This window comes from Govania unica (assembly GCF_027920805.1).
GTDB classification, from domain to species: Bacteria; Pseudomonadota; Alphaproteobacteria; order Sphingomonadales; family Govanellaceae; genus Govanella; species Govanella unica.
In genome coordinates, this window is record NZ_JANWOI010000001.1 from 820,946 (window position 1) to 846,419 (window position 25,474).

25 protein-coding genes and 1 tRNA gene are annotated in these 25,474 nt (G+C 59.9%); 24 read left to right on the forward strand and 2 right to left on the reverse strand.

Annotated features, from left to right (window positions below; translation table 11 throughout):
* Positions 1-6 precede the first annotated feature (6 nt).
* From rpsK to NYP16_RS03840, 13 genes are all read left to right on the forward strand, one after another.
* Entirely contained in the window at positions 7-396 is a 390-nt protein-coding gene (gene rpsK / locus NYP16_RS03780; RefSeq protein ID WP_274942772.1) for a 30S ribosomal protein S11, read from the forward strand.
* A 112-nt stretch (positions 397-508) separates the two neighbouring features.
* Positions 509-1,525, forward strand: coding sequence for a DNA-directed RNA polymerase subunit alpha (locus tag NYP16_RS03785; RefSeq protein WP_346742466.1), 1,017 nt, complete (start codon positions 509-511; stop codon positions 1,523-1,525).
* A gap of 28 nt (positions 1,526-1,553) precedes the next feature.
* On the forward strand, positions 1,554-1,979 hold the full coding sequence (gene rplQ, locus NYP16_RS03790) for a 50S ribosomal protein L17 (protein ID WP_274942774.1): 426 nt from the start codon (positions 1,554-1,556) through the stop codon (positions 1,977-1,979).
* Positions 1,980-2,116: 137 nt separating this feature from the next.
* Complete coding sequence (locus NYP16_RS03795; protein WP_274942775.1) at positions 2,117-3,658, forward strand: DegQ family serine endoprotease; 1,542 nt, start codon at positions 2,117-2,119, stop codon at positions 3,656-3,658.
* Between the two features lie 43 nt (positions 3,659-3,701).
* A complete protein-coding gene (locus NYP16_RS03800) occupies positions 3,702-5,000 on the forward strand; it encodes a replication-associated recombination protein A (RefSeq protein WP_274942776.1) in 1,299 nt (432 codons plus the stop codon).
* Positions 4,997-5,842, forward strand: a complete 846-nt coding sequence (locus tag NYP16_RS03805; RefSeq protein WP_274942777.1) for a hypothetical protein — start codon at positions 4,997-4,999, stop codon at positions 5,840-5,842. The genes NYP16_RS03800 and NYP16_RS03805 overlap by 4 nt, the downstream gene beginning before the upstream one ends.
* 120 nt (positions 5,843-5,962) lie before the next feature.
* The gene (gene crcB, locus NYP16_RS03810; RefSeq protein WP_274942778.1) at positions 5,963-6,349 is read left to right on the forward strand and encodes a fluoride efflux transporter CrcB; all 387 of its coding nucleotides are present in this window, start codon (positions 5,963-5,965) and stop codon (positions 6,347-6,349) included.
* Positions 6,350-6,353: 4 nt separating this feature from the next.
* On the forward strand, positions 6,354-7,331 hold the full coding sequence (locus tag NYP16_RS03815; RefSeq protein ID WP_274942779.1) for an RluA family pseudouridine synthase: 978 nt from the start codon (positions 6,354-6,356) through the stop codon (positions 7,329-7,331).
* A 5-nt stretch (positions 7,332-7,336) separates the two neighbouring features.
* Positions 7,337-8,017 carry an HAD-IA family hydrolase gene (locus NYP16_RS03820; RefSeq protein WP_274942780.1) on the forward strand — a complete coding sequence of 227 codons (681 nt, stop codon included), beginning with the start codon at positions 7,337-7,339 and terminating at the stop codon, positions 8,015-8,017.
* On the forward strand, positions 8,014-8,712 hold the full coding sequence (locus NYP16_RS03825; protein ID WP_274942781.1) for an ATP12 family chaperone protein: 699 nt from the start codon (positions 8,014-8,016) through the stop codon (positions 8,710-8,712). Before NYP16_RS03820 ends, NYP16_RS03825 begins: the two co-directional genes overlap by 4 nt.
* Positions 8,713-8,962: 250 nt before the next feature.
* Positions 8,963-10,495, forward strand: a complete 1,533-nt coding sequence (locus NYP16_RS03830) for an acyl-CoA carboxylase subunit beta (protein WP_274942782.1) — start codon at positions 8,963-8,965, stop codon at positions 10,493-10,495.
* 11 nt (positions 10,496-10,506) lie between these two features.
* A complete protein-coding gene (locus NYP16_RS03835; RefSeq protein WP_274942783.1) occupies positions 10,507-12,492 on the forward strand; it encodes an acetyl-CoA carboxylase biotin carboxylase subunit in 1,986 nt (661 codons plus the stop codon).
* Positions 12,493-12,967: 475 nt separating this feature from the next.
* Complete coding sequence (locus NYP16_RS03840) at positions 12,968-13,258, forward strand: acylphosphatase (protein ID WP_274942784.1); 291 nt, start codon at positions 12,968-12,970, stop codon at positions 13,256-13,258.
* Between the two features lie 3 nt (positions 13,259-13,261).
* Here the strand turns inward: NYP16_RS03840 and lipB are convergent, their stop codons facing one another.
* Positions 13,262-13,927, reverse strand: coding sequence for a lipoyl(octanoyl) transferase LipB (gene lipB, locus NYP16_RS03845; protein WP_274942785.1), 666 nt, complete (start codon positions 13,925-13,927; stop codon positions 13,262-13,264).
* Positions 13,928-14,024: 97 nt separating this feature from the next.
* On the opposite strand from lipB, the gene NYP16_RS03850 reads away from it, so the two are divergent.
* From NYP16_RS03850 to mgtE, 5 genes are all read left to right on the forward strand, one after another.
* Complete coding sequence (locus tag NYP16_RS03850; RefSeq protein WP_274942786.1) at positions 14,025-14,261, forward strand: FliM/FliN family flagellar motor switch protein; 237 nt, start codon at positions 14,025-14,027, stop codon at positions 14,259-14,261.
* Positions 14,262-14,672: 411 nt separating this feature from the next.
* A complete protein-coding gene (locus NYP16_RS03855; protein ID WP_274942787.1) occupies positions 14,673-15,182 on the forward strand; it encodes a precorrin-2 dehydrogenase/sirohydrochlorin ferrochelatase family protein in 510 nt (169 codons plus the stop codon).
* A complete protein-coding gene (locus NYP16_RS03860) occupies positions 15,179-15,904 on the forward strand; it encodes a phosphoadenylyl-sulfate reductase (RefSeq protein WP_274942788.1) in 726 nt (241 codons plus the stop codon). Before NYP16_RS03855 ends, NYP16_RS03860 begins: the two co-directional genes overlap by 4 nt.
* Positions 15,905-16,026: 122 nt before the next feature.
* Positions 16,027-16,113: transfer RNA gene (locus NYP16_RS03865), tRNA-Leu, on the forward strand.
* A 158-nt stretch (positions 16,114-16,271) separates the two neighbouring features.
* A complete protein-coding gene (gene mgtE, locus NYP16_RS03870; protein WP_274942789.1) occupies positions 16,272-17,645 on the forward strand; it encodes a magnesium transporter in 1,374 nt (457 codons plus the stop codon).
* Here the strand turns inward: mgtE and panC are convergent.
* Positions 17,642-18,499, reverse strand: a complete 858-nt coding sequence (gene panC, locus NYP16_RS03875) for a pantoate--beta-alanine ligase (protein WP_274942790.1) — start codon at positions 18,497-18,499, stop codon at positions 17,642-17,644. The genes mgtE and panC overlap by 4 nt on opposite strands.
* 236 nt (positions 18,500-18,735) lie before the next feature.
* Here panC and NYP16_RS03880 point away from each other — a divergent pair, with 236 nt between their 5' ends.
* From NYP16_RS03880 to clpA, 6 genes are all read left to right on the forward strand, one after another.
* Positions 18,736-19,596: a division plane positioning ATPase MipZ gene (locus tag NYP16_RS03880; RefSeq protein WP_274942791.1), complete on the forward strand. Its 861-nt coding sequence runs from the start codon at positions 18,736-18,738 to the stop codon at positions 19,594-19,596.
* Between the two features lie 8 nt (positions 19,597-19,604).
* The gene (locus tag NYP16_RS03885) at positions 19,605-20,054 is read left to right on the forward strand and encodes a DnaJ domain-containing protein (RefSeq protein WP_274942792.1); all 450 of its coding nucleotides are present in this window, start codon (positions 19,605-19,607) and stop codon (positions 20,052-20,054) included.
* Between the two features lie 72 nt (positions 20,055-20,126).
* Entirely contained in the window at positions 20,127-21,539 is a 1,413-nt protein-coding gene (pgmG, locus tag NYP16_RS03890; RefSeq protein ID WP_274942793.1) for a phosphoglucomutase/phosphomannomutase PgmG, read from the forward strand.
* 191 nt (positions 21,540-21,730) lie between these two features.
* Positions 21,731-22,231, forward strand: coding sequence for a phasin family protein (locus NYP16_RS03895; protein ID WP_274942794.1), 501 nt, complete (start codon positions 21,731-21,733; stop codon positions 22,229-22,231).
* Positions 22,232-22,536: 305 nt separating this feature from the next.
* Positions 22,537-22,860, forward strand: coding sequence for an ATP-dependent Clp protease adapter ClpS (gene clpS, locus NYP16_RS03900; RefSeq protein WP_274942795.1), 324 nt, complete (start codon positions 22,537-22,539; stop codon positions 22,858-22,860).
* An 82-nt stretch (positions 22,861-22,942) separates the two neighbouring features.
* Complete coding sequence (gene clpA / locus NYP16_RS03905; RefSeq protein ID WP_274942796.1) at positions 22,943-25,270, forward strand: ATP-dependent Clp protease ATP-binding subunit ClpA; 2,328 nt, start codon at positions 22,943-22,945, stop codon at positions 25,268-25,270.
* Positions 25,271-25,474 lie beyond the last annotated feature (204 nt).

A 25,474-nucleotide genomic window follows, 5' to 3' on the forward strand; every position in this document is an offset into this window, starting at 1 on the left:
GTAGCGATGGCTAAAGAACCGACACGTATTCGCCGCCGCGAGCGGAAGAATATTTCAAGCGGCGTGGCTCATGTCAACGCCAGCTTCAACAATACCATGGTCACCATTTCGGACGCTCAGGGCAATGTTATTTCCTGGTCCAGCTCCGGCATGATGGGCTTCAAGGGTTCGCGCAAATCGACTCCTTATGCAGCTCAGGTGGCTGCTGAGGACGCCGGTAAGAAAGCCGCGGAACATGGCATGAAGACGCTTGAAGTTGAAGTGAAGGGCCCGGGTTCGGGACGTGAGTCCGCTCTGCGTGCTTTGCAGGCTGTCGGCTTCACCATCACTTCGATCCGTGACGTTACGCCGATCCCGCATAACGGCTGCCGTCCGCCCAAGCGTCGTCGCGTCTGATCGCGACGGATCTGGCTGGTTGTCGGCTTTCCTCAGGGATGGCCGGTCTTTTAAACATGGAGTAGGGACCTGAGCCTTCGGGCCGGGTCCGGCTTTATAGCGCGAGGTTTGGATCGTGATTCAGAAGAACTGGCAAGAGCTGATCAAGCCGTCCAAGCTCGAAGTGGCTCAGCAGGACGATCGCCGTCGGGCGACTGTTGTTGCAGAACCGCTGGAGCGCGGTTTCGGCATGACTCTTGGAAACGCATTGCGCCGTGTGCTGATGTCGTCGCTCCAGGGTGCTGCTGTGACTGCCATTCAGATTGACGGCGTACTGCACGAGTTCTCGTCCATTCCGGGCGTTCGTGAAGACGTGACGGATATCGTCCTCAACATCAAGCAGCTGGCTATCGGCATGCGCGGCGAAGGGCCGAAGCGTCTGGTGCTTGAAGCTGATGGTCCGGGCGAAATTCGCGCAGGTCAGATCAAGACTGCGGCCGAAGTTGAAATCATGAACCCTGATCTCGTGATCTGCGCCCTCGATGAAGGCGCGCATCTCAAGATCGAAATGATCGTCGACAGTGGTAGCGGTTATGTTCCGGCTGATCGCAATCGTCCGGAAGATGCCCCGATCGGCCTCATCCCGGTCGATGCGCTCTACAGCCCAGTGCGCAAGGTCAGCTACAAGGTCGAGAACACCCGCGAGGGGCAAATTCTTGACTATGACAAGCTGGTCATGCAGGTCGAAACCGACGGTACGATCAGCCCGGAAGATGCGGTTGCTTATGCTGCGCGCATTCTTCAGGACCAGCTTCAGCTCTTCATCAATTTCGAAGAGCCGCAGGAAGCCGGTGTTGAAAAGGCTGCCGATGACCTCGGCTTCAATCGCAATCTTCTCCGTAAGGTGGATGAGCTTGAACTGTCGGTTCGCTCGGCCAACTGCCTGAAGAACGATAACATCATTTATATTGGCGATCTCGTCCGCAAGACCGAAGCAGAGATGCTCCGGACTCCGAACTTTGGCCGCAAGTCCTTGAATGAAATCAAGGAAGTGTTGTCGAGCATGGGGCTCCGTCTGGGCATGGATGTCGTGGGCTGGCCGCCGGAGAACATCGAAGACCTCGCCAAGAAGCTTGAGTCTGAAATTTAGGGCCGGATGGTCTTGAGGAGAAGTAATCATGCGCCATAATAAGGCGGGCCGTAAACTCGGCCGGACCAGCGAACACCGTAAAGCGCTTTTCGCCAACATGGCGTCGGCGCTGATCAAGCACGAACAGATCAGAACCACGTTGCCGAAGGCAAAGGAACTGCGTCCGGTGGTTGAGCGTCTTATCACGCTTGGCAAACGTGGCGGCCTGCATGCCCGTCGTCAGGCGCTGGCACGTCTGCCACAGACCGATGCGGTCATCGTCGAAAAGCTGTTCTCGGTTCTGTCCGAGCGCTATTCGGGACGTAGCGGCGGTTATACCCGCGTTCTGAAGGCCGGCTATCGCCCGGGTGACAACGCCGAAATGGCGATCATCGAGCTGGTGGACCGTGATCTCGCTGCAAAGGGCCAAAATTCGGGTCCGCTGCAGAACGGCGAAGAAAGCGAAGCCGCATAAGGCTCGCTTGGCAAGATTATGAAAAAGGGCAGCCATATGGCTGCCCTTTTTCGTTGTTAAGCGTATGGTTATGCGATCGGGTGCTGATCTCAGCTGCCGAGTATGGAACCAACAGGATGTGAGAGCGGAGATAGAGCATGGGGCCGACAAAACTGCGCATGCGGCTGGCGGGGATCTTGCTGGCGCTGCTGGTGACAGCTTGCGGCAGTGAAGGCGAAAGCCAGACCAACAAGGGCAGCGATAAACCGCCAACCGGTGTTGCGACCATGCCTGCGCCCGCCCGCGCGGCGACCCCAGCGAAAGCGGCGCCTGAGAGCAGGACCCAGGTGCAGATGTCTTTCGCCCCAGTGGTCAAACAGGTGTCTCCCGCCGTCGTCAATATCTATACCCGCAAGGTGATAAAGACCCAGGCAAGCCAGCTTGCGCCGCTGTTCAATGATCCTATGTTCCGGCGCTTTTTCGGTGACGGGGCCCGCAGCCTGCCACGGGAACGGGTCGAACGTTCGCTCGGCTCCGGTGTGATCGTGCGGCCGGATGGCCTGATCGTCACCAACAACCATGTGATCGGTGACGCTGACGAGATCACCGTCGCACTTTCTGATCGGCGTGAGTATGAGGCCAAGGTGATCCTGCGCGACGACAGCACCGATCTGGCTGTTTTACGTATCAATGTTGGGGCTGAAAAACTGCCCTATCTTGAGCTTCATGATTCGGACCGTCTTGAAGTGGGCGATATGGTGCTGGCGCTCGGCAATCCGTTTGGGGTTGGGCAGACGGTCACAAGCGGCATCGTCTCGGCGGTTGCGCGGACCAATGTGGGGGCCACCGATTACCAGTTTTTCATCCAGACCGATGCCGCGATCAACCCCGGCAATTCGGGCGGGGCGCTGGTCACGCTTGATGGCAAGCTTGCCGGCATCAACACCATGATCTATTCGAATTCCGGCGGCTATATGGGCATTGGCTTTGCCATTCCGTCCAATATGATCGGGGTGGTGATCAATGCGGCTTTGGGCGATGGCAAGATCATTCGGCCCTGGGTCGGGGCCTCGGGTCAGTCGGTGTCGTCCGATGTGGCGCGGTCCCTCGGGCTTGAGCGGCCGGAAGGTGTGCTGATCGATGAAATCTATCCCGGCAGTCCGGCGGCTCAGGCAGGCCTCAAGGTTGGTGATATCGTGACCCATGTGGGCAGCTATGAAATCTCGACCCCGCAGGAATTGCGCTTCCGGCTGCGGGTCAGCGGATCGGGCAACAAGATGCCGGTGACCTTCCTCAGGAGCGGCAAGGTCCAGAAGGTGATGTTGGAGCTGAAGGCCGCGCCCGAGGTTCCGGCGCGCAACGTCAGCATGATCGAAGACGATAATTTCCTGTTCGGGCTGAAAGTCGGCAATCTGTCGCCGGCCTTTGCCGAGGAACTCAAGCTTGATCCCATGCTGAAGGGCGTGGTGGTGCTGGATATGCGGCGCGACAGCCCGGCGCTCAGGTATCGTCTGGTCCAGCCGGGCGATGTGATCCTAGCCGTCAATGGCGACAAGGTGACCACTGTCGAGACCCTGAAAAAGGCGCTGGCGAAATCGCCCGCGAGCTTCAATTATCGCATCCGGCGCGAGGATCAGACGCTTGAATGCGCAAGGGCTCAGACGGGTGGCCTCAATTGCCGCGAAGTCGGCTTGCAGTAACGGAATAAGCCCCGTCTCATAGGACGCGCGGCGAGAGGCAATGATGAGCAATCTTTTCGAAGCGAGCGGTCTCGAATCAACGGCCCCGCGGCCGCTTGCCGACCGCTTGCGGCCGCAGCGGCTTGAGGATGTGGTGGGGCAGGAGCATCTGTTGTCCTCCGAGGGGCCGCTTGGGCGCATGTTGGGGGCGGGGCGGTTGCCGTCGCTTATCCTGTGGGGACCGCCCGGGACCGGCAAGACGACCATTGCGCGCCTGCTGGCCAAACGGGTCAATCTGCATTTCGAACAGATCTCGGCGGTGTTTTCCGGCGTGGCTGATATGCGGAAGGCGTTCGAGGCGGCCAAAGCCCGGCGCATGACGGGGCAGGCGACGCTGTTGTTTGTCGATGAGATCCATCGCTTCAACCGTTCGCAACAGGATGGCTTCCTGCCTTTTGTGGAGGATGGGACGGTGACGCTGGTGGGCGCGACCACGGAAAATCCGTCCTTTGAATTGAATGCGGCCTTGCTGTCGCGGGTGCAGGTTCTGGTGCTGCATCGTCTGGATGATGCGGCGCTTGAGACGCTGTTGATCCGGGCCGAGGAGATGGAAAGGCCGTTGCCGCTCACACCCGATGCCCGGGCCGCCATGAAGGCCATGGCAGATGGCGACGGGCGCTATCTGTTGAACATGGTGGAGGCGCTTTATGCGCAGGCCATCGTCACTTCGCTCGACCCCAAGGGGCTGGCTGAGGCGGTTCAGCGTCGCCCGGCCAATTACGACAAGGACCGGGAGGGGCATTACAATCTGATCAGCGCGCTGCACAAGTCGTTGCGCGGGTCGGATGTGGATGCGGCGCTTTATTACCTTGCCCGCATGCTGGTGGCGGGGGAGGAACCGCTCTATGTGACCCGCCGTCTCGTGCGGTTTGCCGCCGAGGATATCGGCATGGCCGATCCGAACGCGCTGGTGCAGGCTTTGGCGGCCAAGGACATGTATGATTTTCTCGGCAGTCCTGAGGGCGAGCTTGGGATTGTGCAGGCGACCATTTATCTGGCCACGGCCCCGAAATCGAACGCGGCCTATAAGGCGCAGAAACTGGCCTATTCCGCCGCTCGCCGGGAGGGTTCGTTGATGCCGCCGAAGCATATCCTCAATGCGCCGACCAAGCTCATGAAGGATATCGGCTATGGCAAGGATTACGCCTATGACCATGACACCGCCGAGGGCTTTTCCGGGCAGAATTACTTCCCCGACGAGATGCCGCGTGAGGTCTATTACGCTCCGAAGGAACGCGGGTTCGAGCGCGAGATCCTGAAGCGGCTGGCCTATTGGCAGAAGCTGCGCGAGGAGAAAATGTGACGCCTGGGTTCGATCGCTTTATTGCCATCGACTGGTCGGGCGGCCGTGGGCGGCGTCACAAGGGCATTGCCGTGGCGGCCTGCGGGCAGGGACAAAAGGCCCCTGTCCTGGTGCCGCCGCCGGATGGCGTCTGGAGCCGGGAGGCTGTGGCCGCATGGTTGATGACGTTGCCGGGGTCTTCGCTCGCCGGGTTTGATTTTTCGTTCTCCATGCCGTTTGTCGATGAGGGGGCTTATCTTCCCGGCATAGCTCCCGAGGTTCCGGCTTTGTGGGATGCGGTGGAGGCGGCCTCCGCCGGTGCGCCTGACTATTACGGCGGCGGCTTTGTGGCCCGGTATCAGGATCATTTTTTGTCGGCCGGGGCGCGCGGAGCGTTGTTTTCGGCCCGTCTGCGGCTGACGGAGCTGGCCTGCCGGGCCCAGGGTCTCGGGCGTTCGGAAAGTAATTTTCATCTGATAGGGCCGTCTCAGGTGGGGCTCGCCTCTTTTGCCGGGATGCGCATGTTGCGGGCGCTTGGTGGGCGACCCAATGTGGCGATCTGGCCGTTTGAGCCGCCGGGGCGGTTGACGCTGGTGGAGCTTTATACCCGGCTGTTTCTTATTCAGGCCGGGGCGGGGGTGCGCAAGATCCGGGACGGCGACAGTCTGCGAGATGCGCTCGCGGCTCTCGGCTCGGAAACTTATGGATTTGATGGGGCGTTATCGGACCATGAAACCGACGTCCTGGTGGCGGCTGCGGGCATGCGGCGGCTCGCTGTGGCGGGCGGCGCGGCGCTCTGGCATCCCCCGGCGTTATCGGATACAGTCCGCCGCACCGAAGGTTGGACATGGGGCGTGCTCTGAAGGCACCCCTGCTGTCATCCTCGCGAAAGCGGGGATCCAGCCTTACTCGTGGCCTCTGGATCCCCGCTTTCGCGAGGATGACGAGGAAATATGGGGTGGGTAGGAGACGAAGGACTAGCGATGCAGATGATTCTGGCTGTGGGAGTGGGGGGCGCTATTGGCGCTGTTTCGCGCTATCTCATGGCCTTGGCCATTTTCCGGGCGCTTGGGCCGGGCTTCCCCTGGGGGACGCTCGCGATCAATGTGCTTGGCTCGCTTTTGATGGGGGTGCTGGCGGAATTGCTCGCGTTGCGGTTTTCCCTGCCGCATCCGATGCAGGCCTTTTTCCTTACCGGAGTGCTTGGTGGCTTCACCACCTTTTCGACCTTTTCGCTCGATGCCGTGACGCTGATGGCGCGCGGGCAGTCGGGTGCGGCTTTTCTTTATATTGGCGGGTCGGTGATCCTGTCGCTGGCGGCTCTGTTCGCCGGACTTGCGATCACCCGTAGCCTTATTTCAGGACTTTGAGAGCATGAGCGGCGTTATCCAGAAAACCGTCAGTAAGGATGAGGACGGCATTCGTCTCGACCGCTGGTTCAAGAAACATTTCCCCGGCCTGCCGTTCGCGCGGCTGTCGAAAATCCTCCGGAACGGCAATGTGCGGGTCGATGGCAAACGCGCCAAGACCGCCGATCGTCTGCCCGAAGGCGCCGTGGTGCGTGTGCCGCCTTTGGGTGAGCAGCCCGAGGCGCCGGCACCGGCACCGGTCGTGGTGAGGCCCGAGGATGTGGCGCTTCTGAAGTCCATGATCCTTTATGAGGATAACGATGTGATCGTCCTCAACAAGGTTCCGGGGCTTGCCGTACAGGGCGGCAGCGGCACCACACGGCATATCGACGGCATGCTCGATGGGCTTGCGGTCGATGGCGTGCGGCCGCGTCTCGTCCATCGTCTGGATCGGGATACGAGCGGGGTTCTGATCCTCGCCCGCACCGGGCAGGCGGCGGCGGCACTGGGCAAGGCGTTCCACAGCCGGGCGGCACAAAAGCTTTATTGGGCCCTGGTCATCGGGCGTCCGGGCATCGGCGACGGCTTGATCAAGGCTCCGCTCGCCAAGGAACCGGGCCCCCGGGGCGAACGCATGGAAGTGAACGAGGACGAGGGCAAAGCTGCCATCACCAAATTTCATGTGATGGATACGGCGGGCACGAAAACCGCCTGGCTTGCGCTTATGCCGCTTACCGGCCGGACCCATCAGTTGCGCGCTCATTGCGCCCATATGGGCACGCCCATTGTCGGTGACGGCAAATATGCCGCGAGCGATGCTTATCTGACCGGCACCATCAGCCGCAAATTGCATCTGCATGCCCGACGGCTCATTGTGCCGCATCCGAAACGCGCGGGCGTGATGATCGATGTCACCGCGCCCTTGCCGGATCATATGCGGGAAACCTGGAAGACGTTCGGCTTTGATCCAGACGACCGCTCCATGCCCTTTTCGGAGAAGTAAGGCTCGTGGACTGCGCTGGCTTTCTGGTTTTTGACTGCGACGGGACCATCGTCGATAGCCAATTCATGATCATCGCCGCCATGAACGAGGCGTTCGACGGCGTGGGGCTGACGCGGCCCGACAACAACAACGTGCGGCGGGTGGTCGGGCTGTCTTTGCCCGAAGCCATTTCGCGTCTGCTTGGCGAAGCGGATCAGTTGGCGGTCGCCGATCTTGCCGAGCGTTACAAGCGGGCGTTCCGCCGTGCCCGCGAAGACGGCGGGCGGGAGCCGTTTTACCCCGGCGCGCGGGAGGCGATCATTCGTTTTTCTGAGGCCGGCTATCTTCTGGGCGTGGCCACCGGGAAATCGCGGCGTGGGCTTTTGGCGGTGCTGGAACAGGCCGGGATTCGCAGCCATTTCGTCAGCTTGCAAACCGCCGATGATGCGCCGGGCAAGCCGCATCCCGCCATGCTGCGGCAGGCCATGGCCGATGCCGGGGCCAGCGCCGACGAGACGCTGATGATCGGCGACACCAGCTATGATATCGACATGGCGCGGGCGGCCGGGGTGGTGGGGCTTGGCGTGTCCTGGGGCTATCATGCGCCGCAGGATCTCATCACGGCGGGTGCGGTGCGGGTGGTCGATGACTATCCAGCCCTTGAACGCGCGGTGCCGGAGCTTTTGATCAACAGGGTTACGCGATGAAGCGGTTTTACAAAGATGTGAGCCTCCAGGCTGAGGCAGACGGACATGCCGTGCTGCTTGACGGCCGATCCATCAAGACGCCTGCGAAGGCCGGGTTGGTGCTGCCGACGGCGGCACTGGCCGAGGGCATCGCCGATGAATGGCGAGCGCAGGGCGAGGAGATTATCAGCGACAGCATGCCGCTCACCCGGCTGGCCAATTCGGTTATCGACGGGGTGCGGACGCGGCAGACCGATATTGAGGACGAGATGGTGCGCTATGGCGGCACGGATCTTGTCTGCTATTGGGCCGAGCATCCGCAAAGTCTGGTGGAGCGGCAGGCGCGCGGCTGGCAGCCGCTGATCGATTGGATCAACACGCGTCATGGCGTGCGGCTTGAGACCACAGCAGGGATCATCCACCGGGCGCAGGATGTGGAGGCCATGGCCAGATTGCGTGCCCTAGTCGAGGACATCGGCGATCCGTGGCATCTCGGGCCACTTCATATGATCACGACGTCCATGGGGTCGGTGGTGATCGCGCTCGCCCTGTATGATGGCCGGATCGATGCGGATACGGCCTTTGCCCTCGGGGAACTGGATGAAGCCCACCAACGCGAATTCTGGGGCGAAGACGCCGAAGCCACGTTGCGGCGGGAGCGCTTGCTGGCCGATGTACGTATGTGCGCAAGATTCATTGAGTTGGTGCGGGGGTAAGATGGATTGCCGGGTCAAGCCCGGCAATGACACAGTCTGATTAATACTCCCAATCTGTCATGACCGGGCTTGACCCGGTCATCCATGCTGTGGCCGCACGGACCTTGCGACTTTACCAAACATTTGTTTTCTAGATTTGGCGAGCATTTGATGCTATGCCCTTCGCACTTCTGTACAGCGCTGAAGACATGTCTTTGGCTGCGAGAAGGCCGAACCTTGATCGGCATATAAAAACAGAACCGAGGTCCCTATGCAGGAAATACTTCAGAAACTTGAGGAAAAACGCGCGCAGGCACGGGCTGGCGGGGGCGAGAAGCGGGTTGCGGCCCAGCATGCTCGTGGCAAGCTCACGGCGCGGGAACGGATCGACTTGCTGCTTGATCCGGACTCCTTTGAAGAATACGGCATGTTCGTCGAACATCGCTGCACCGATTTCGGGATGGAAAACCAGAAATTTGCCGGCGACGGTGTGGTCACCGGGTCGGGCACCATCAATGGCCGCCTTGTTTACGTGTTCAGCCAGGATTTCACGGTATTCGGCGGCTCGCTCAGCGAGACCCATGCCGAGAAAATCTGCAAGATCATGGACATGGCGCTGCAAAATGGCGCGCCGGTTATTGGTCTGAATGACTCGGGCGGGGCCCGTATTCAGGAAGGTGTCGCCTCGCTTGCGGGCTATGCCGATGTGTTCCAGCGTAATATTATGGCGTCAGGCGTGATCCCGCAGCTTTCGGTGATCATGGGCCCCTGTGCCGGTGGCGCGGTCTATTCCCCGGCCATTACCGACTTTATTTTCATGGTCAAGGACACGTCCTATATGTTCGTGACTGGCCCGGACGTGGTCAAGACCGTGACCGGCGAAGTCGTGACCCAGGAAGATCTTGGTGGCGCGGTCACCCATACCTCGAAATCGAGCGTGGCGGACAATGCGTTCGAGAATGACGTGGAGGCGCTCGCTCAGGTGCGTCGCTTCTTTGATTTCCTGCCGCTCAACAACAAGCAGAAGCCGCCGGTGCGTCCGACCTTCGACGATGCCGAGCGCATTGAAATGTCGCTCGATACGCTGGTTCCGAGCAATCCGAACAAGCCCTATGACATGCACGAACTGATCGTGAAGGTTGTCGATGAGGGCGATTTCTTTGAAGTCCAGCCGGATTACGCGAAGAATATCATGACCGGCTTTGGCCGCATCGATGGCCAGACCATCGGCATCGTGGCCAATCAGCCCATGGTTCTGGCCGGGTGTCTTGATATCAACGCCTCGCGCAAGGCGGCACGGTTTGTGCGTTTCTGCGATTGCTTCAATATTCCGATCGTGACCTTTGTCGATGTGCCGGGCTTCCTGCCGGGCACGACCCAGGAACTGAACGGCATCATCAAGCATGGTGCGAAACTGTTGTTCGCTTATGGCGAAGCGACGGTGCCGAAAATCACCTTCATCACCCGCAAGGCCTATGGCGGCGCTTATGACGTTATGGCGTCGAAGCATCTGCGCGGCGACCTGAACTATGCCTGGCCGACAGCGGAAATTGCGGTCATGGGCCCGAAGGGAGCGGTTGAGATCATCTTCCGTGCCGATATCGGCGACAAGACCAAGATCGACGAAAAGACCAAGGAATATACCGAGAAATTCGCCAACCCCTTCGTTGCGGCCTCACGCGGCTTCATCGATGAGGTGGTGATGCCTCACTCCACCCGGCGGCGCATCTCCCGCGGGCTTCGGATGCTCAAGAACAAAGAGCTTCAGAATCCGTGGAAGAAGCACAACAACATTCCGCTTTAAGGGGCCAGCGTATGTTCAAGAAAATTCTCATCGCCAACCGTGGTGAAATCGCCTGCCGCGTCATCAAGACCGCCCAGAAGATGGGCATCAAGACGGTGGCTGTGTATTCGGACGCCGACGCCGATGCGCTGCATGTGCGCATGGCTGACGAGGCCGTGCATATCGGCCCGGCACCTGCCGCGCAGAGCTATCTGATCATCGACAAGATCGTTGACGCCTGCAAAAAGACCGGGGCCGAAGCGGTTCATCCGGGCTATGGCTTCCTGTCGGAAAAAGAAGCGTTCTGTGCGGCGCTTGAAGCGGCCGGGATCGTCTTCATCGGTCCACGCCCGCGCGCCATTGCCGCCATGGGCGACAAGATTGAATCTAAAAAGCTTGCAGCGGCCGCCAATGTCAGCACCGTGCCCGGTTACATGGGCGTGATCGCCGACGCCGAGGAAGCCGTGAAAGTCGCCCGCGACATCGGTTACCCGGTCATGATCAAGGCCTCCGCCGGGGGCGGCGGCAAGGGCATGCGGGTGGCGTTCAATGATGACGAAGCCCGCGAAGGCTTCCAGTCGGCCACCAACGAAGCCAAATCCTCCTTCGCCGATGACCGCGTGTTCGTGGAAAAATACATCGTCGAACCGCGCCATATCGAAATTCAGGTGCTTGGCGACAGCTTCGGCAATGTGATCTATCTCGGCGAGCGCGAATGCTCGATCCAGCGCCGTCATCAGAAGGTCATCGAAGAAGCGCCAAGCCCGTTCCTCACCCCGGAAACCCGCAAGGCCATGGGCGAAGAAGCGGTCGCGTTGTCGAAAGCCGTCGATTACCAGTCGGCCGGGACCGTCGAATTCATCGTCGACCGTGACCAGAATTTCTATTTCCTTGAGATGAACACCCGCCTTCAGGTTGAACATCCGGTGACTGAAATGATCACCGGCATCGACCTTGTGGAGCAGATGATCCGGGTGGCGGCGGGCGAAAAACTCGCGCTTACCCAGGATGAGGTGAAGCTCACCGGCTGGTCGCTTGAAGCCCGCGTCTATGCCGAGGATCCGATCCGGAACTTCCTGCCGTCCATCGGCCGTCTCACGCGCTATCAGCCGCCGGAAGAAAGCGACAGCGTGCGCGTGGATACGGGGATTTACGAAGGTTCGGAAATCTCCATGTATTACGATCCGATGATCGCCAAGCTCGTGACCTATGGGGACACGCGCGCTGACGCCATCGAGTCCATGTGTCAGGCGCTTGATGCCTATTACATTCGCGGCATCAACCATAACGTCAATTTTCTCACCGCCATCGTGACCCATCCGCGGTTCGCGGAAGGCCGTCTGTCCACCGGCTTCATCGCCGAGGAATTCCCCGACGGGTTCCATGGCGGGGCCATGAGCGCTGAGACCCGCAAGGTGCTCGCCACCGTTGCCACCATGCTGCATCTATCGCAGGTCGATCGCGAGGCCGAGATCGAAGGCAAGATGGACGAGCTTGGCCCGCGCTATGGAGACGACTGGGTCGTCAATCTTGGCGGCGAGGATATCGAGGTCAGCTTCGATATGACCTATGAGGGCTGCGTAATCCGCTTTGGCGACGAGTCCGTCTCGGTGGAAAGCGACTGGGTGCCGGGCATGCCGCTGGTGCAGGGACTGATTGATGACAGCTTTGTCACCGTTCAGGCCGACAAGCTCGCCGAAGGTTACCGCCTGACCCATAACGGTGTCAGCCTGAAGGCGATGGTGCGCACCCCGCGCGCCGCCGCCCTGGCCAAGCTGATGCCGGTCAAGCTGCCGCCGGATACGTCGAAATATCTGCTCTGCCCGATGCCGGGCCTTGTGGTGTCCATCGATGTGGCCGAAGGCGACGAGGTCAAAGCCGGTCAGGCGCTCGCCGTGGTTGAGGCCATGAAAATGGAGAACATCCTGCGCGCCGAACGCGACGCCAAGGTGGTCAAGGTCAACGTGAAAAAAGGCGACAGCCTCACGGTGGACGCCATCATGGTGGAATTCGAATAAGCCCGAGGGCTGTTGGTGTGAGGCGGCGGTCTGGATCTCCGGGCGAGTTTCTGGATTGCCGCGCCCCTTACGGGGCTCGCAATGACGGTGTGTAATGGGTTGGGCTATGGGGGCCCCGGGAGTGATTCCGGGGCCCTTTATTCATGCTCTCGCCGTCATTGCGAGGAAGCGTAGCTGACGCGGCAATCCAGTCTCTCCGGCGAGTTCCTGGATTGTCACGCCCCTTGCGGGGCTCGCAATGACGGTGTGTAATGGGTTGGGCTATGGGGGCTCCGGGAGTGATTCCGGGGCCCTTTGTTCATGCTCTCGCTGTCATTGCGAGGAAGCGTAGCTGACGCGGCAATCCAGTCTCTCCGGCGAGTTTCAGGATTGCCGCGCCCCCTACGGGGCTCGCAATGACGGTATGTGGTGGGTAGACTGTGAGGGCTTCGGGATTATTCCGGAGCCCTTTTGTTGTGCGGGAGAGATCTTGGAGATGACCGAAAGCGATCGCAAGGCCGTCAGGCTCAGGATTACAGGCCGTGTGCAGGGCGTGTCTTATCGCGTTTGGGCGGTGGAGACGGCGACTGTTCTTGGGCTTGATGGCTGGGTGCGGAATCGTGTGGACGGGTCGGTCGAGCTGCTGGCTGTGGGCGAGAGCATGGATGTTGATGCTCTCATTCATGCCTGCCATGCTGGTCCGCCTGCGGCTGCGGTCACGAGCGTCGAGGTTGAACCGGCCGAAGGCATCGTGGCACGCGGGTTTCGCCATATGCCGACGGTCTGAAACTTACCGGCAGTCATATCCCGGTTCTTCGAACACTTCGATAAAGGCATCCTGAAGCGCCAGATCCACGTCATTCATGGACACCGGCAGGCCGAGGTCCACAAGGGATGTCACCCCATGTTCGGCGATGCCGCAGGGGACGATGCCGGAATAATGTTCGAGATTCGGTTCCACATTGAGCGCGATGCCGTGGAAGCTGACCCATTTGCGTACGCGCACGCCGAGGGCGGCGATTTTGTCCTCGCGGCCGCCGTCGCGCTTGACCCAGACGCCGACGCGGCCGTCCCGCAGCTCGCCGAGCACACCGAAACGGCTGAGGGCGACGATGATCCATTGTTCAAGTTTGCGCACGAAACAGCGGATGTCGGTGCCGCGTTTTTTAAGATCGAGCATGACATAGACCACACGCTGGCCCGGGCCGTGATAGGTGAACTGGCCGCCGCGTCCGGTGTCGAAGACCGGGAAACGGTCCGGGGTCAACAGATCCTGCGGTCGGGCGCTGGTGCCGGAGGTATAAAGCGGCGGATGCTCGACAAACCACAAAAGTTCGGACGCGGTGCCGGCGCGGATCGCCTCCACCCGCTCCTCCATATCGCGCACGGCTTCGTGATAGTCGACGAGACCGTTTGAAAAGCGCCATTCGATGGCGGAAAAATCATCATTGCTCATAGGGGCTGTCTTAGCATGTCCCTGCGGTGAAATTTAAGATAAAAATAACTGTGGCATGCGATGGTTGGCCCATGTCTTTTATAAGGATACCCGCACCGTGAGCGCAGTGAATGACGTTAAGGTCGAAATTTCCGTGGTTTTGGGCAGCGCGGTCATGCCCATCCGCCAGCTTTTGAAAATGGGCCGCGGGGCGGTGGTGGATCTCGATGCCACGCACGAGACCCAGGTCAAGATCTATGCCAACAACAAACTCATCGCCCTCGGCGACGTGGTGATTTCGGGTGACCGCGTGGCGGTGACCGTGACCGAAAGCGTGCGGGATTATCAGAGCTGAGGGGGGGCGTCCGGTCTCGGCCGGTCTCAATTGCTTCCCCACATTCCGTTCGCCCTGAGGGCCCGTAAGGGCGTCTCGAAGGGCAGGCCGCATGTGCTTCGAGACAGCCCCTTGGCAGGGGCTTCCTCAGCATGAACGGGATTTATTGAGGGAGGCTGAAAAGCTTTTGATCTCAGTAAGTTTTTCATTGCTGGTTGAGCCATGGATTACCGGGTCAAGCCCGGTAATGACAATTTATTCTGGGTGGGCAGTTTAGGGTTAGCATCAATAACTACAGAATAGGGTTAGCATCAATAACTACAGAAAAAGTACGGTATTTACGATTTTCTACAGTTCAACTTGATTTTCTGCTGAGCTTCTCCCATCTTCAATCATGACTTACGCGGTATTTTGGATTGGAGCGCGGTGGCTATGTTGCCGGTGATGTTGGATTTGAGCCGGGGGCCGGTGCTGCTTTATGGCTCGGGACCGGCGGCTTTGCGGCGGCGGGGGTTGCTTGAGGCGGCTGGGGCGACGGATCTTCGGGTTTATACCGATGCGGCGCCGGATGCGGAGGCGATTGCTGCGGCGTTACTGCTGTTTGTGGTTGGCGTGGCCGAGGACGAAGCCGGGCGAGTGGCAGGCATCGCGCGGGGCCATGGTGTGCCGGTTAATGTTGAAGACACTACGGCGCTTTGTGATTTTTATACGCCCTCTGTGGTGCGGCGTGGCGATCTGACCATCGCGGTCTCGACGGCGGGGCGCAGTCCGGGGCTGGCCCGGCGGTTACGCGAAAAACTTGAAACGCTGTTCGGGCCCGAATGGCAGGACCGGCTTGACCGGCTGGCCGGGGCGCGGGACGGCTGGCGGGCGTCCGGTGCGGATATGGCGACGGTGACCGAGCGCACCAATGACATGATCGAGAAAGAAGGTTGGCTATGACGAGCGCGGTGGCAACGGATAAGTTGGAGACGGCGGAAGAGCGACTTGAGCGTCTGCTGGATGAGACGGCGGGATTTGATGCCATCAGCCTGCTGGATCGCATGATCCATCAGGAATTTCCGGGCAAGATCGCGCTGGTGTCGTCTTTCGGCGCGGAATCGGCGGTACTGCTGGCACTTCTGGCCGAGGTGGATCGCTCGGTTCCGGTGGTTTTTCTCGATACCCATAAGCTTTTTGGCGAGACCCTGCGTTATCGCGACCAGTTGCAGAGTCTTTTGGGGCTGACCAATATCGTCACCGTCGAGCCCGATCCGCTGGAGGTTGAGGCCGAGGACAGCAAGGGCATTCTCTGGACGCGGGATGTGGACGCCTGCTGCGCGCTTCGAAAGGTGCGGCCTTTGGCCCGGGCCATGGAAGGCTATGACGCCTGGATCACCGGGCGCAAACGCTTTCAGGCCAGCACTCGGAGCACCGTGCCTCTGATTGAAAAAAGCGGCACCAAGTTCAAGATCAACCCGCTGGCCGACTGGTCGCCGGAGGTGATCGCCGAGTTTGTGGCGACGCGTAATCTGCCGCCGCATCCTTTGGTTGCCGACGGCTATCTGTCCATCGGCTGCATGCCCTGCACGCGGCCGGTGAAGCCGGGTGAAGATGCCCGCGCCGGACGCTGGGCCGGTCTGGAAAAGACCGAATGCGGCATTCATGTGGGCAACAGCATCTGAGGAGCGATCCACGTCTGGTGGTGAAAGCCTGTGTTTGCTGGGATATGCATGATTGTGAATAAAAAACTTCAAATGGGGCTTGCGGATAGCGCGGGGATTTTGTACATCGTGCAGGCCTTTTCGCGGTCGTGGCGGAATTGGTAGACGCGCAGCGTTGAGGTCGCTGTGGGGTAACTCCCGTGGAAGTTCGAGTCTTCTCGACCGCACCAAATACTGAAGAAACCGTGATCCTTTGGGATTGCGGTTTTTTCGTTTTGGAGCCAGCTCAACGGCTTGACCCGGGCCGGTGAGGGGCTCATACAACGACAGCATCAGAGGCTTGCGGCAAGAGGGGGGCGGTCTGAATCCCACCGACAATGCAGAGGACATGGCGACGATCCGCGACGAGCGTGAGCTGATCGCGCCGACGGTCGATCGCGCCTTTCTTGATATCGTGACCGAAGCCTTGGACGACGGTGACCATGACCGCCTGCGCGAGCTGGTGGAGCCGCTTCATGCCGCTGACATGGCCGATCTTATAGCCCTGCTGCCCTCAGACGAACGTGCTGTGTTTGTGCAGGCTTTGGGCGGCGATTTCGATCCCGAAGTGCTGGCCGAACTGGATGAGGCGGTCCGTGATGACGTGGTCGATCATCTTCCAGCGCGCGATCTGGCGGCGGCGGTGTCGCAGCTTGAGACCTATGACGCCGTCTATGTGCTTGAGGATCTGGACGAGGACAAGCGGCAGGAAGTGCTCGGAGGACTTCGCGCCGAGGAACGGGTGGCCGTTGAAGAAGCGCTGGCCTACCCTGAGGACAGTGCCGGGCGGCTCATGCGGCGGGAGCTTGTGGCCGTGCCGCAGTTCTGGACCGTAGGTCAGACCATCGATTCCTTACGCAGCCGCGATGACCTGCCGGACGAGTTTCACGAAATTTTTGTCGTTGACCCGCGCTACCATCTGGTTGGCACGGTGGCGCTTGGCCAGCTGCTGCGGTCCGGCCGCGATGTCCTGATGCAGGATATCCTTGAGGAGGACCAGCGCAACATCAAGGTCACCACGGATCAGGAAGAGGTGGCCTATCTCTTCAAGCAATATAACCTCATGTCGGCGGCGGTGACCGATGGCGAAGGGCGGCTGGCCGGGGTGATCACCATTGATGAAGTGGTTGACGTCATCACTGAGGAGGCCGACGAGGACATGCTGGCGCTTGGCGGCGTGTCGGATGGCGACGTGAACGAGTCGGCGCTGACGGTGACGCGGGCGCGGCTGCCTTGGCTTATGGTCAATCTGCTGACGGCGGTGTTGTCGGCGTCGGTGATCGGGCTCTTTGAGAAATCCATCGAGAAACTGGTGGCGCTTGCGGTCTTGATGCCGATCGTGGCCTCCATGGGCGGCAATGCCGGCACGCAGACCATGACCGTCACCGTGCGCGCGCTGGCCTCCCGCGATCTGACCGCATCGAACGCCTGGCGGGTGGTGCGCAAGGAAGTGCTGGCCAATCTTATGAATGGCGTGGTGCTGGCGACCTTCAGCGGCAGCTTTGTCGGGTTCTGGTTCCGGGACTGGGTTCTTGGAGCGGTTATCGCCTCGGCGCTGTTGTTCAATCTTTGCGTGGCCGGGCTGTTCGGCGCGCTTATACCGCTTGGGTTTAAACGGTTGAATATCGATCCGGCGGTGGCGTCGGGGGTGTTTCTCACCACCGTGACCGACGTCTGCGGCTTTATGGGCTTCCTTGGCCTTGCGGCCTGGATCATCCTTTAGATCTGGTCGACCGGCATATTGTCGATCAGCCGCGTCTTGCCGAGCCGGGCCGCCACCAGAATCCGTGCGGGGCGGTCGGGCCGGTTGAGCGGGGCAAGGGTCTCGGCATCGCGCAATTCCAGATATTCGACGGAACTGAAGCCAGCCTTGAGCAAAGCCGCCTTGCCGTCAGTGATGAGCGTCGCGAGATCGGCATTCTTGTCGGCAAGCTTGGCGATCAGGGTCTTGAGCATGGCTGGCAGGGCGGCGGCGATACTGCGTTCCTCGGTGCTGAGATAGGCGTTGCGGCTTGAGAGGGCAAGGCCGTCCTGTTCGCGCAAGGTAGGACCGCCCAGGATTTCAACAGGGATATCGAGATCGCGCACGAAGCGGCGGATGGTGGCGAGCTGCTGATAGTCCTTCTCGCCAAAAATGGCCACATCCGGCAAGCATTGCAGCAACAGCTTGGTGACCACGGTGGCGACGCCGTCGAAATGGCCGGGCCGGGCGGCGCCGCATAAGCCCTCGGTCACGCCGCTGACGGAGATATTGGTGGCAAAGCCGGCCGGATACATTTCATCGACGCTGGGCGCGAACAGCACGTCGCACTGGACGCTCGCGAGTTTTGCGGCGTCGGCCTGTTCCTGACGCGGATAGCTGCCGAAATCTTCCTTGGGGCCGAATTGCTTGGGGTTGACGAAAATGCTCACCACCACGTGATCGGCGAGTGTTTGCGCCTGGCGCACGAGGGACAGATGACCGTCATGCAAGGCGCCCATGGTCGGCACCAGCGCCACACGCTCGCCAGCCTGCCGCCAACGTGCGACCATGGCACGAAGATCGCGGACAGAGCGGAGGATGAGGGGGGTGGCCATGCTGGAAACTCCTGGTGACGCTTAGAGATAGCGGACGGTAACGGAAAATGTCCGGCCAACCAAGCCGCCTTGCCGCATGCCTGATCTGCACAAATCGCTGAGCGCGGGCGTGGACTCCTGGAAATTGCGTCTATTTTGTCAGTGATTCGCGATGGATCTACCATATCTTGTTGTGTTAAGGATTTGGCCAGAGATCAGGCTTATTGATTGGGCAAAGGTTTGGGGAGCATTTTCTCATGAGCAGCACACCAGCGGTTGGGACGGCCTTGGCCCCGTCGTCCGGGCATATCATTGTACTTGGCAATGAAAAGGGCGGGTCGGGCAAGTCGACGTCCGCCATGCATATCATCACCGGGCTGCTGTCGCGTGGTGCGACGGTGGGCTCCATTGACGTCGATTCGCGGCAGGGCTCGCTGTCGCGCTATATTGAAAACCGGCGCGCTTTTATTGAACGCTCGGGCGTTCCCTTGAACATGCCAAGTCATCATCTGGTGCCGCGCTCGGCGCTTGATACGGTGGAGGCGCAGCGCCAGGACGAGACCGCCCGCTTCATGCAGTCGCTGATGGATCTCGCGAGCAACAACGCCTTTGTGGTGGTCGATTGCCCGGGGTCGGACAGCTATCTGTCGCGTATTGCCCATTCCTATGCCGATACGCTGCTCACGCCCCTGAACGACAGCTTTATCGATTTCGACATTCTGGGCCGGGTGGACCCTGAGACCAACAAGGTCACGCGCCCGAGCTTTTATGGCGAGCTGGTGTGGGAAAGCCGCAAGCTCAAGGCCCTGCGCTCGCGCGGGCAGATCGACTGGGTGGTGATGCGGAACCGCATGTCGACCCTCGACGCTCATAACAAACGCCGCGTCGGCGACGCCATGACCGAGCTTGAAAAGCGGGTCGGCTTCCGGGTCATGCCGGGCTTGTGCGAGCGCGTGATCTATCGCGAATTGTTTCTGCAGGGCCTCACCTTGTTCGATTACACCCACCCGCAATTGCAGCGCAACATGACCATGAGCCATGTGGCCGCCCGTCAGGAACTGCGTGAGCTGATCAGTGGGCTCAATCTGCCGCAGGCTGCCCTGGCGGCAGCGGAATAGGGCCGGGGATGCCCTGGCTTCTGCTCGGCGTCCTGTTGCTGATTGGCGGGCTTATGCTGTTGCGCTGGCTCGCCTATGCCGAGCCGTCGCGGCTGGTGCGTCAGGTTCAGGTGGGGGGCTCGCTCTTGCTGATCGTGGCCGGGGTTGGTCTCGCCCTCAGCGGGCGGATCGGCTTTGCCTTGCCTTTGATCATAGGGGCCGTCGGCTTTATGGCACCGCGCCGGTTTGCCGGGATGAAAAGCGGTCCGCGCAAGGCTCCGCCGCCTGGGAAGCCGTCCGGCCTGTCTCGACGGGAGGCCTATGACATCCTTGGCCTGCAGCCCGGTGCGAGCGACGCCGACATCCGCGAGGCGCATCGTCGGCTGATCCTCAAGGTCCATCCCGATCATGGCGGATCGGACTATCTCGCCGCCCGCATTAATGAAGCGAAAGACGTGCTGTTCCGGCGCGTGAAGTAGGTCATCGATTCTTTGCCCTCTTTGTGGCAATAAGCTACCCAGTGGCGACAGCATTCAGAAAGACGAGAGATCATGACCCAAGCGGCGGCCCATCGGTTTCATGCGACTGTTCTGCGCGAATATGACATTCGCGGCATCATTGGCGAGACGCTGGGGGAGGCTGATGCCTTTGCCCTTGGCCGTGCTTATGGGACGCTGGTGCGTCGTCAGCCGGGAGCGAAGGCCAGTCCGCGCGTCAAGGTCGGCTATGACGGTCGTCTGAGCTCGCCGGGTCTTGAAGCGGCGCTGATCGCGGGCCTGATGGCCACCGGGATCGCGGTCGAACGGGTTGGGCGCGGGCCGACCCCCATGCTTTATTTCTCGGTGTTCGACGATGACGCTGATGGCGGCATCATGATCACCGGCTCGCATAATCCGGCGGATTATAATGGCTTCAAGATGATGCTCGGGAAAGACGCCCTTTATGGTGCGCGTATTCAGGAGCTTGGGGCCATGGCCGCCGCCGCCGATTTCCTGAGCGGCGCGGGTACGGTCAGCGAGACCCCGAAGAAAGCCGGTTATATCAAACGGCTTTTGCAGGATATCGACGACGGGTTATATGACGGTCGCCCCCTGCATGTGATCTGGGATCCGGGCAACGGGGCCGCGGCCGAGGTGCTGGATGAGGTGGTGGCTGGTCTGCCAGGGCGTCACGGGATCATCAACGGCACGGTGGACGGAACCTTCCCGGCCCATCATCCGGACCCGACGGTGGCCGAAAATCTGGTGCAGTTGCAGGCCGAAGTGGCGCGCACCGGGGCCGATCTCGGGATCGCCTTCGACGGTGACGGCGACCGTGTGGGCGCCATTGATGCAACGGGCGAAATCGTCTGGGGCGACCAGCTTCTGGCCATTCTCGCCACCGAAGTTCTGGCCGAAAATCCGGGGGCGACCATCATTGCCGACGTCAAGGCGTCCAAAGTGCTGTTCGATCGCATCGCAAGCCTTGGCGGCAAGCCCCTGATGTGGAAAACCGGCCATTCGCTGATCAAGACCAAGATGCAGGAAACCGGCTCACCCCTTGCGGGGGAGATGAGCGGGCATATCTTCTTCAAGCACCGCTTTTACGGGTTTGACGACGCCCTTTATGCGGCCATCCGGCTGTTGCTGGTGGCGGCTCGGGAGGAGGGCGGCCTGACCGCGCTCAGGGCCGCGCTGCCGTCGGTGGTCAACACGCCGGAGCTGCGCTTTGCCTGTGCCGAAGACCGCAAATTCGCAGTCATCCCCGAGGTTCATACCCGTCTTAAAACCGCAGGCGCCACAGTCGATGATACCGACGGCGTGCGGGTGACCACGGCTGACGGCTGGTGGCTGCTTCGGGCATCCAACACCCAGGATGTGCTGGTGGCGCGCTGCGAGGCGGCGGATTCCTCGGGTCTCGACCGGCTCAAGGCGGCGCTCAGTGAGCAGCTGCGGCAAAGCGGGCTCAGCTTCCCGGCCGCTTGAAGCCTTCATTACATATTTGTCTGGCTGGTTTGGTTGGCGTCTGCAGCATGAAGTTTTTGTTGCAGTGCAAAAAGGCCGTTGACTCTTACGCCGAATGGCATATATTGGGGCCAGTTTTGTTGCGTTGCAACATTTTTGGTGCCTCGTAAGAGCTTTCATCAGCCAGCAGATCATGTCGAAGGAATGACGAAATGGAAACCAAATCTAAAACGGAAAGTGTTGAAGGCTTCCTGAAGTCCGGCAAGGACCAGTACGAAGCCGCCGTGAAAACAGGTACGCAAGCGGCGCAAAAGAATTTCGAACAGGGCGTTGAGACGGCCAAGAAGCATCTCGATGATGTGATCAAGAATTATGATGATCTTGCGACCTTCGGGCGCGAGAATGTCGATGCCTGCCTCGCAGCGTCCAGCGCAGCAACCAAGGCAGCCGAAAATATCAACAGCGAATTCTTTGCTTTGTCGAAGTCGGCTTATGAATCAAACGTTTCGGCTTACAAGGCGCTGTCTGCGGCAAAAACGCCCAAGGAATTCTTTGATATCCAGAGCGCGCTTATGAAGGGCCGTTACGAAGAGTCATTGGCTCTCGCCAACAAGCTCAGCGGTCTTATGACCCAGGCGACGACTGAAGCCATGGCTCCGGTGAACGCCCGGGTTTCGGCCACCGTCGAGAAATTTTCCAAATCATTTGCTTGATGTTTGCCAGAGCCTGACGATCAGGCAAGGGTAACAGACATGTCAGAAGGGGTCCGGCTTAGCCGGGCCCCTTCTTTTGTTTTGACCCGAGACCCCCGTCACGGTTCTTTGCCGGCAGACGTCGAAAGTCCTTGCTGGACGCTGTCAGGGGATTTTAACTATAGTCATCTAAAGTGATGAAAACCGGTCGTAGCGGTAAGAGTTTCAAGATTGTCCCTTTTCGAACTGCAAAAACGTCCTAAATAAGGGGTGACTGAAAAGCAGGATGATGATGTGGAAGACCAAAAGCACCATGGGTTTCAAGAATGACTGAACGGGAAAACGGTGGATCGGGTATTCAGCAAGGGCTTCTGACCAAACCCAAGGCGAAGCCTAAAAAACCGTCTTTGTACAAGGTGCTGCTGCTGAACGACGACTACACGCCCATGGAGTTCGTGGTGCAGGTGCTCGAACAGTTTTTCCGCAAGGGACATGAGGAGGCCATGCAGATCATGCTTCATGTCCATACCAAAGGGGTCGGAATTTGTGGTGTCTTCACCTATGAGGTGGCGGAGACCAAAGTGACCCAAGTGGTGGATTTCGCCCGCAAGAATCAACATCCTTTGCAATGCACCATGGAAAAAGAGTAGCGTAACAAGGTCGTTACCGTCAGGGGTGGAAGTTATTACGTTAGCAGTCTGTCATCAACTTTAGCTGGACGGATGTCATAAAGTGCCAACTTTTTCGCCCAATCTTGAACGTACGCTGCATAGATCCCTGTCCGAGGCCAATGAGCGCGGACATGAATTCGCGACGCTTGAGCATCTGCTGTTCGGGCTGATCGATGATCAGGACGCCGTGGCAGTGCTGAAAGCCTGCAACGTCAAGGTTGACCTGTTGCGGCAGCAACTGGCCGATTACCTCGATCATGAGCTGTCCAACCTGGTTTCCCATGACCGCACGATCGAAGCCTCGCCGACAGCGGGCTTCCAGCGTGTGATCCAGCGCTCGATCCTGCATGTTCAAAGCTCGGGCCGGGAAGAGGTGACGGGGGCCAATGTGCTGGTGGCGCTGTTCTCGGAACGCGAAAGCCATGCCGTTTATTTCCTTCAGCAGCAGGACATGACCCGGCTCGACGCCGTCAGTTATATCTCCCATGGCATCGCCAAGTCGGTAGGGCTCGCCGAACCGCGCCGGGTGTCCGGCACGGCTCAGGGCGCACCCGGCGGTACGGCGGAAAAGCCGGAAAAAGAGGGCGGCGCGCTTCAAAGCTATTGCGTCAATCTCAACAACAAGGCGCGGGCTGGCAAGATCGACCCGCTGATCGGCCGCGATGAAGAGGTCGAGCGCACCATTCAGGTGCTGTGCCGCCGCCAGAAGAACAATCCGCTTTATGTGGGCGATCCGGGCGTTGGCAAGACTGCCATCGCCGAAGGCCTCGCGCGCAAGATTGTCGAGGGCGAGGTACCCGACGTACTTCTTGGAGCGACCATCTATTCGCTCGATATGGGGGCGCTGCTGGCCGGAACCCGTTATCGCGGCGATTTCGAGGAACGGCTGAAGGCCGTCATGAAAGAATGTGAGGAGCATGAGAATCTCATCCTCTTCATCGATGAAATCCACACCATCATCGGTGCCGGCGCGACCAGCGGCGGGGCCATGGATGCGTCCAATCTGCTGAAGCCGGCCTTGGCCTCGGGCACGATCCGCTGCATCGGGTCGACCACCTACAAGGAATATCGCGGCTATTTCGAGAAAGACCGGGCGCTTCTCCGGCGCTTCCAGAAGATCGACATCAACGAGCCGACACCGGCAGATACCGTGAAGATCATGGAGGGGCTGAAGCCCTATTTCGAAAAGCATCACCGCGTGCGCTACACCCATGACGCCATCAAGGCGGCGGTGGAGCTGTCGGTGCGCTATATCAACGACCGCAAGCTGCCGGACAAGGCCATCGACGTCATTGACGAGGTGGGCGCGGCGCAGGCCTTGCTCCCGACCACCCGGCGCAAAAAGACCATCGGCGTCAAGGACGTGGAAGCGATCGTCGCGAAGATTGCCCGCATCCCCCCGAAATCGGTGTCGAAGGTTGATAAACTCAATCTGAAGAACCTTGAGGGTGAGCTGCGGCGCGTGGTCTATGGCCAGGATCGGGCGATCGAGGTCCTGTCGGGCGCGATCAAGCTCGCCCGGGCCGGGTTGCGGGAACCGCTGAAGCCGATCGGCTGCTATCTGTTCTCCGGTCCGACCGGGGTCGGCAAGACCGAGGTGGCGAAGCAGCTTGCCGAGCATATGGGCGTGCCGCTGATCCGTTTCGACATGTCGGAATATATGGAGCGGCATTCGGTGTCGCGCCTGATCGGTGCGCCGCCCGGTTACGTGGGCTTCGATCAGGGCGGGCTTCTGACCGATGCGGTTGATAAAACACCGCATGCGGTGCTGTTGCTCGATGAAATCGAAAAGGCGCATCCGGATCTGTTCAACATCCTGTTGCAGGTAATGGATGCCGGACGCTTGACCGACAACAACGGCAAGGAAGTCGATTTCCGCAATATCATCCTGATCATGACCACCAATGCGGGGGCTTCCGAAATGGCCAAATCGGCCATTGGCTTTGGCCGCACCAGCAATGAGGGTGCGGATGAAGAGGCGATCAAACATCTGTTCAAGCCGGAATTCCGCAACCGGCTGGACGCTGTGGTGCCGTTCTCGGTGCTGCCGCCTGAAGTGATTGAACGTGTGGTTGATAAATTCATCCTCCAGCTCGAAGTTCAGCTCGAGGAACGCCACGTCCATATCGCCCTCACCAACGAGGCGCGCAGCTGGCTTGCTGCGCGCGGTTACGATCCTCTGTATGGCGCACGTCCCTTGGCGCGGGTCATTCAGGAATACATCAAGAAACCGTTGGCGGATGAACTGCTGTTCGGTCGGCTGGTCAATGGCGGCGAGGTCAAAATCAAGATTGCCGATGGGAAACCGGCGTTTGATATTCAGCCTTACCGCAAACAGCCGAAATCCAAGGATGGTGGCACCAAAGGCAAGAAAAGCGAGTTGGTGTAAGCCGGGTTATGTCATTGCCGGTGTTCAACGTCCGGCAATGACCCGGGTCTCCCGTCATCGCGAGCCGCGTAAGCGGCGTGGCGATCCAGGATCTTGCTTGGTTTTCCAGGGCGGTGAGCTGGATTGCTTCGGCTTCGCCTCGCAATGACGGATGGATGGGGGCGCGGGTTAAGCCCGCCGATGACAATTTCTTTGTCGTTAGAA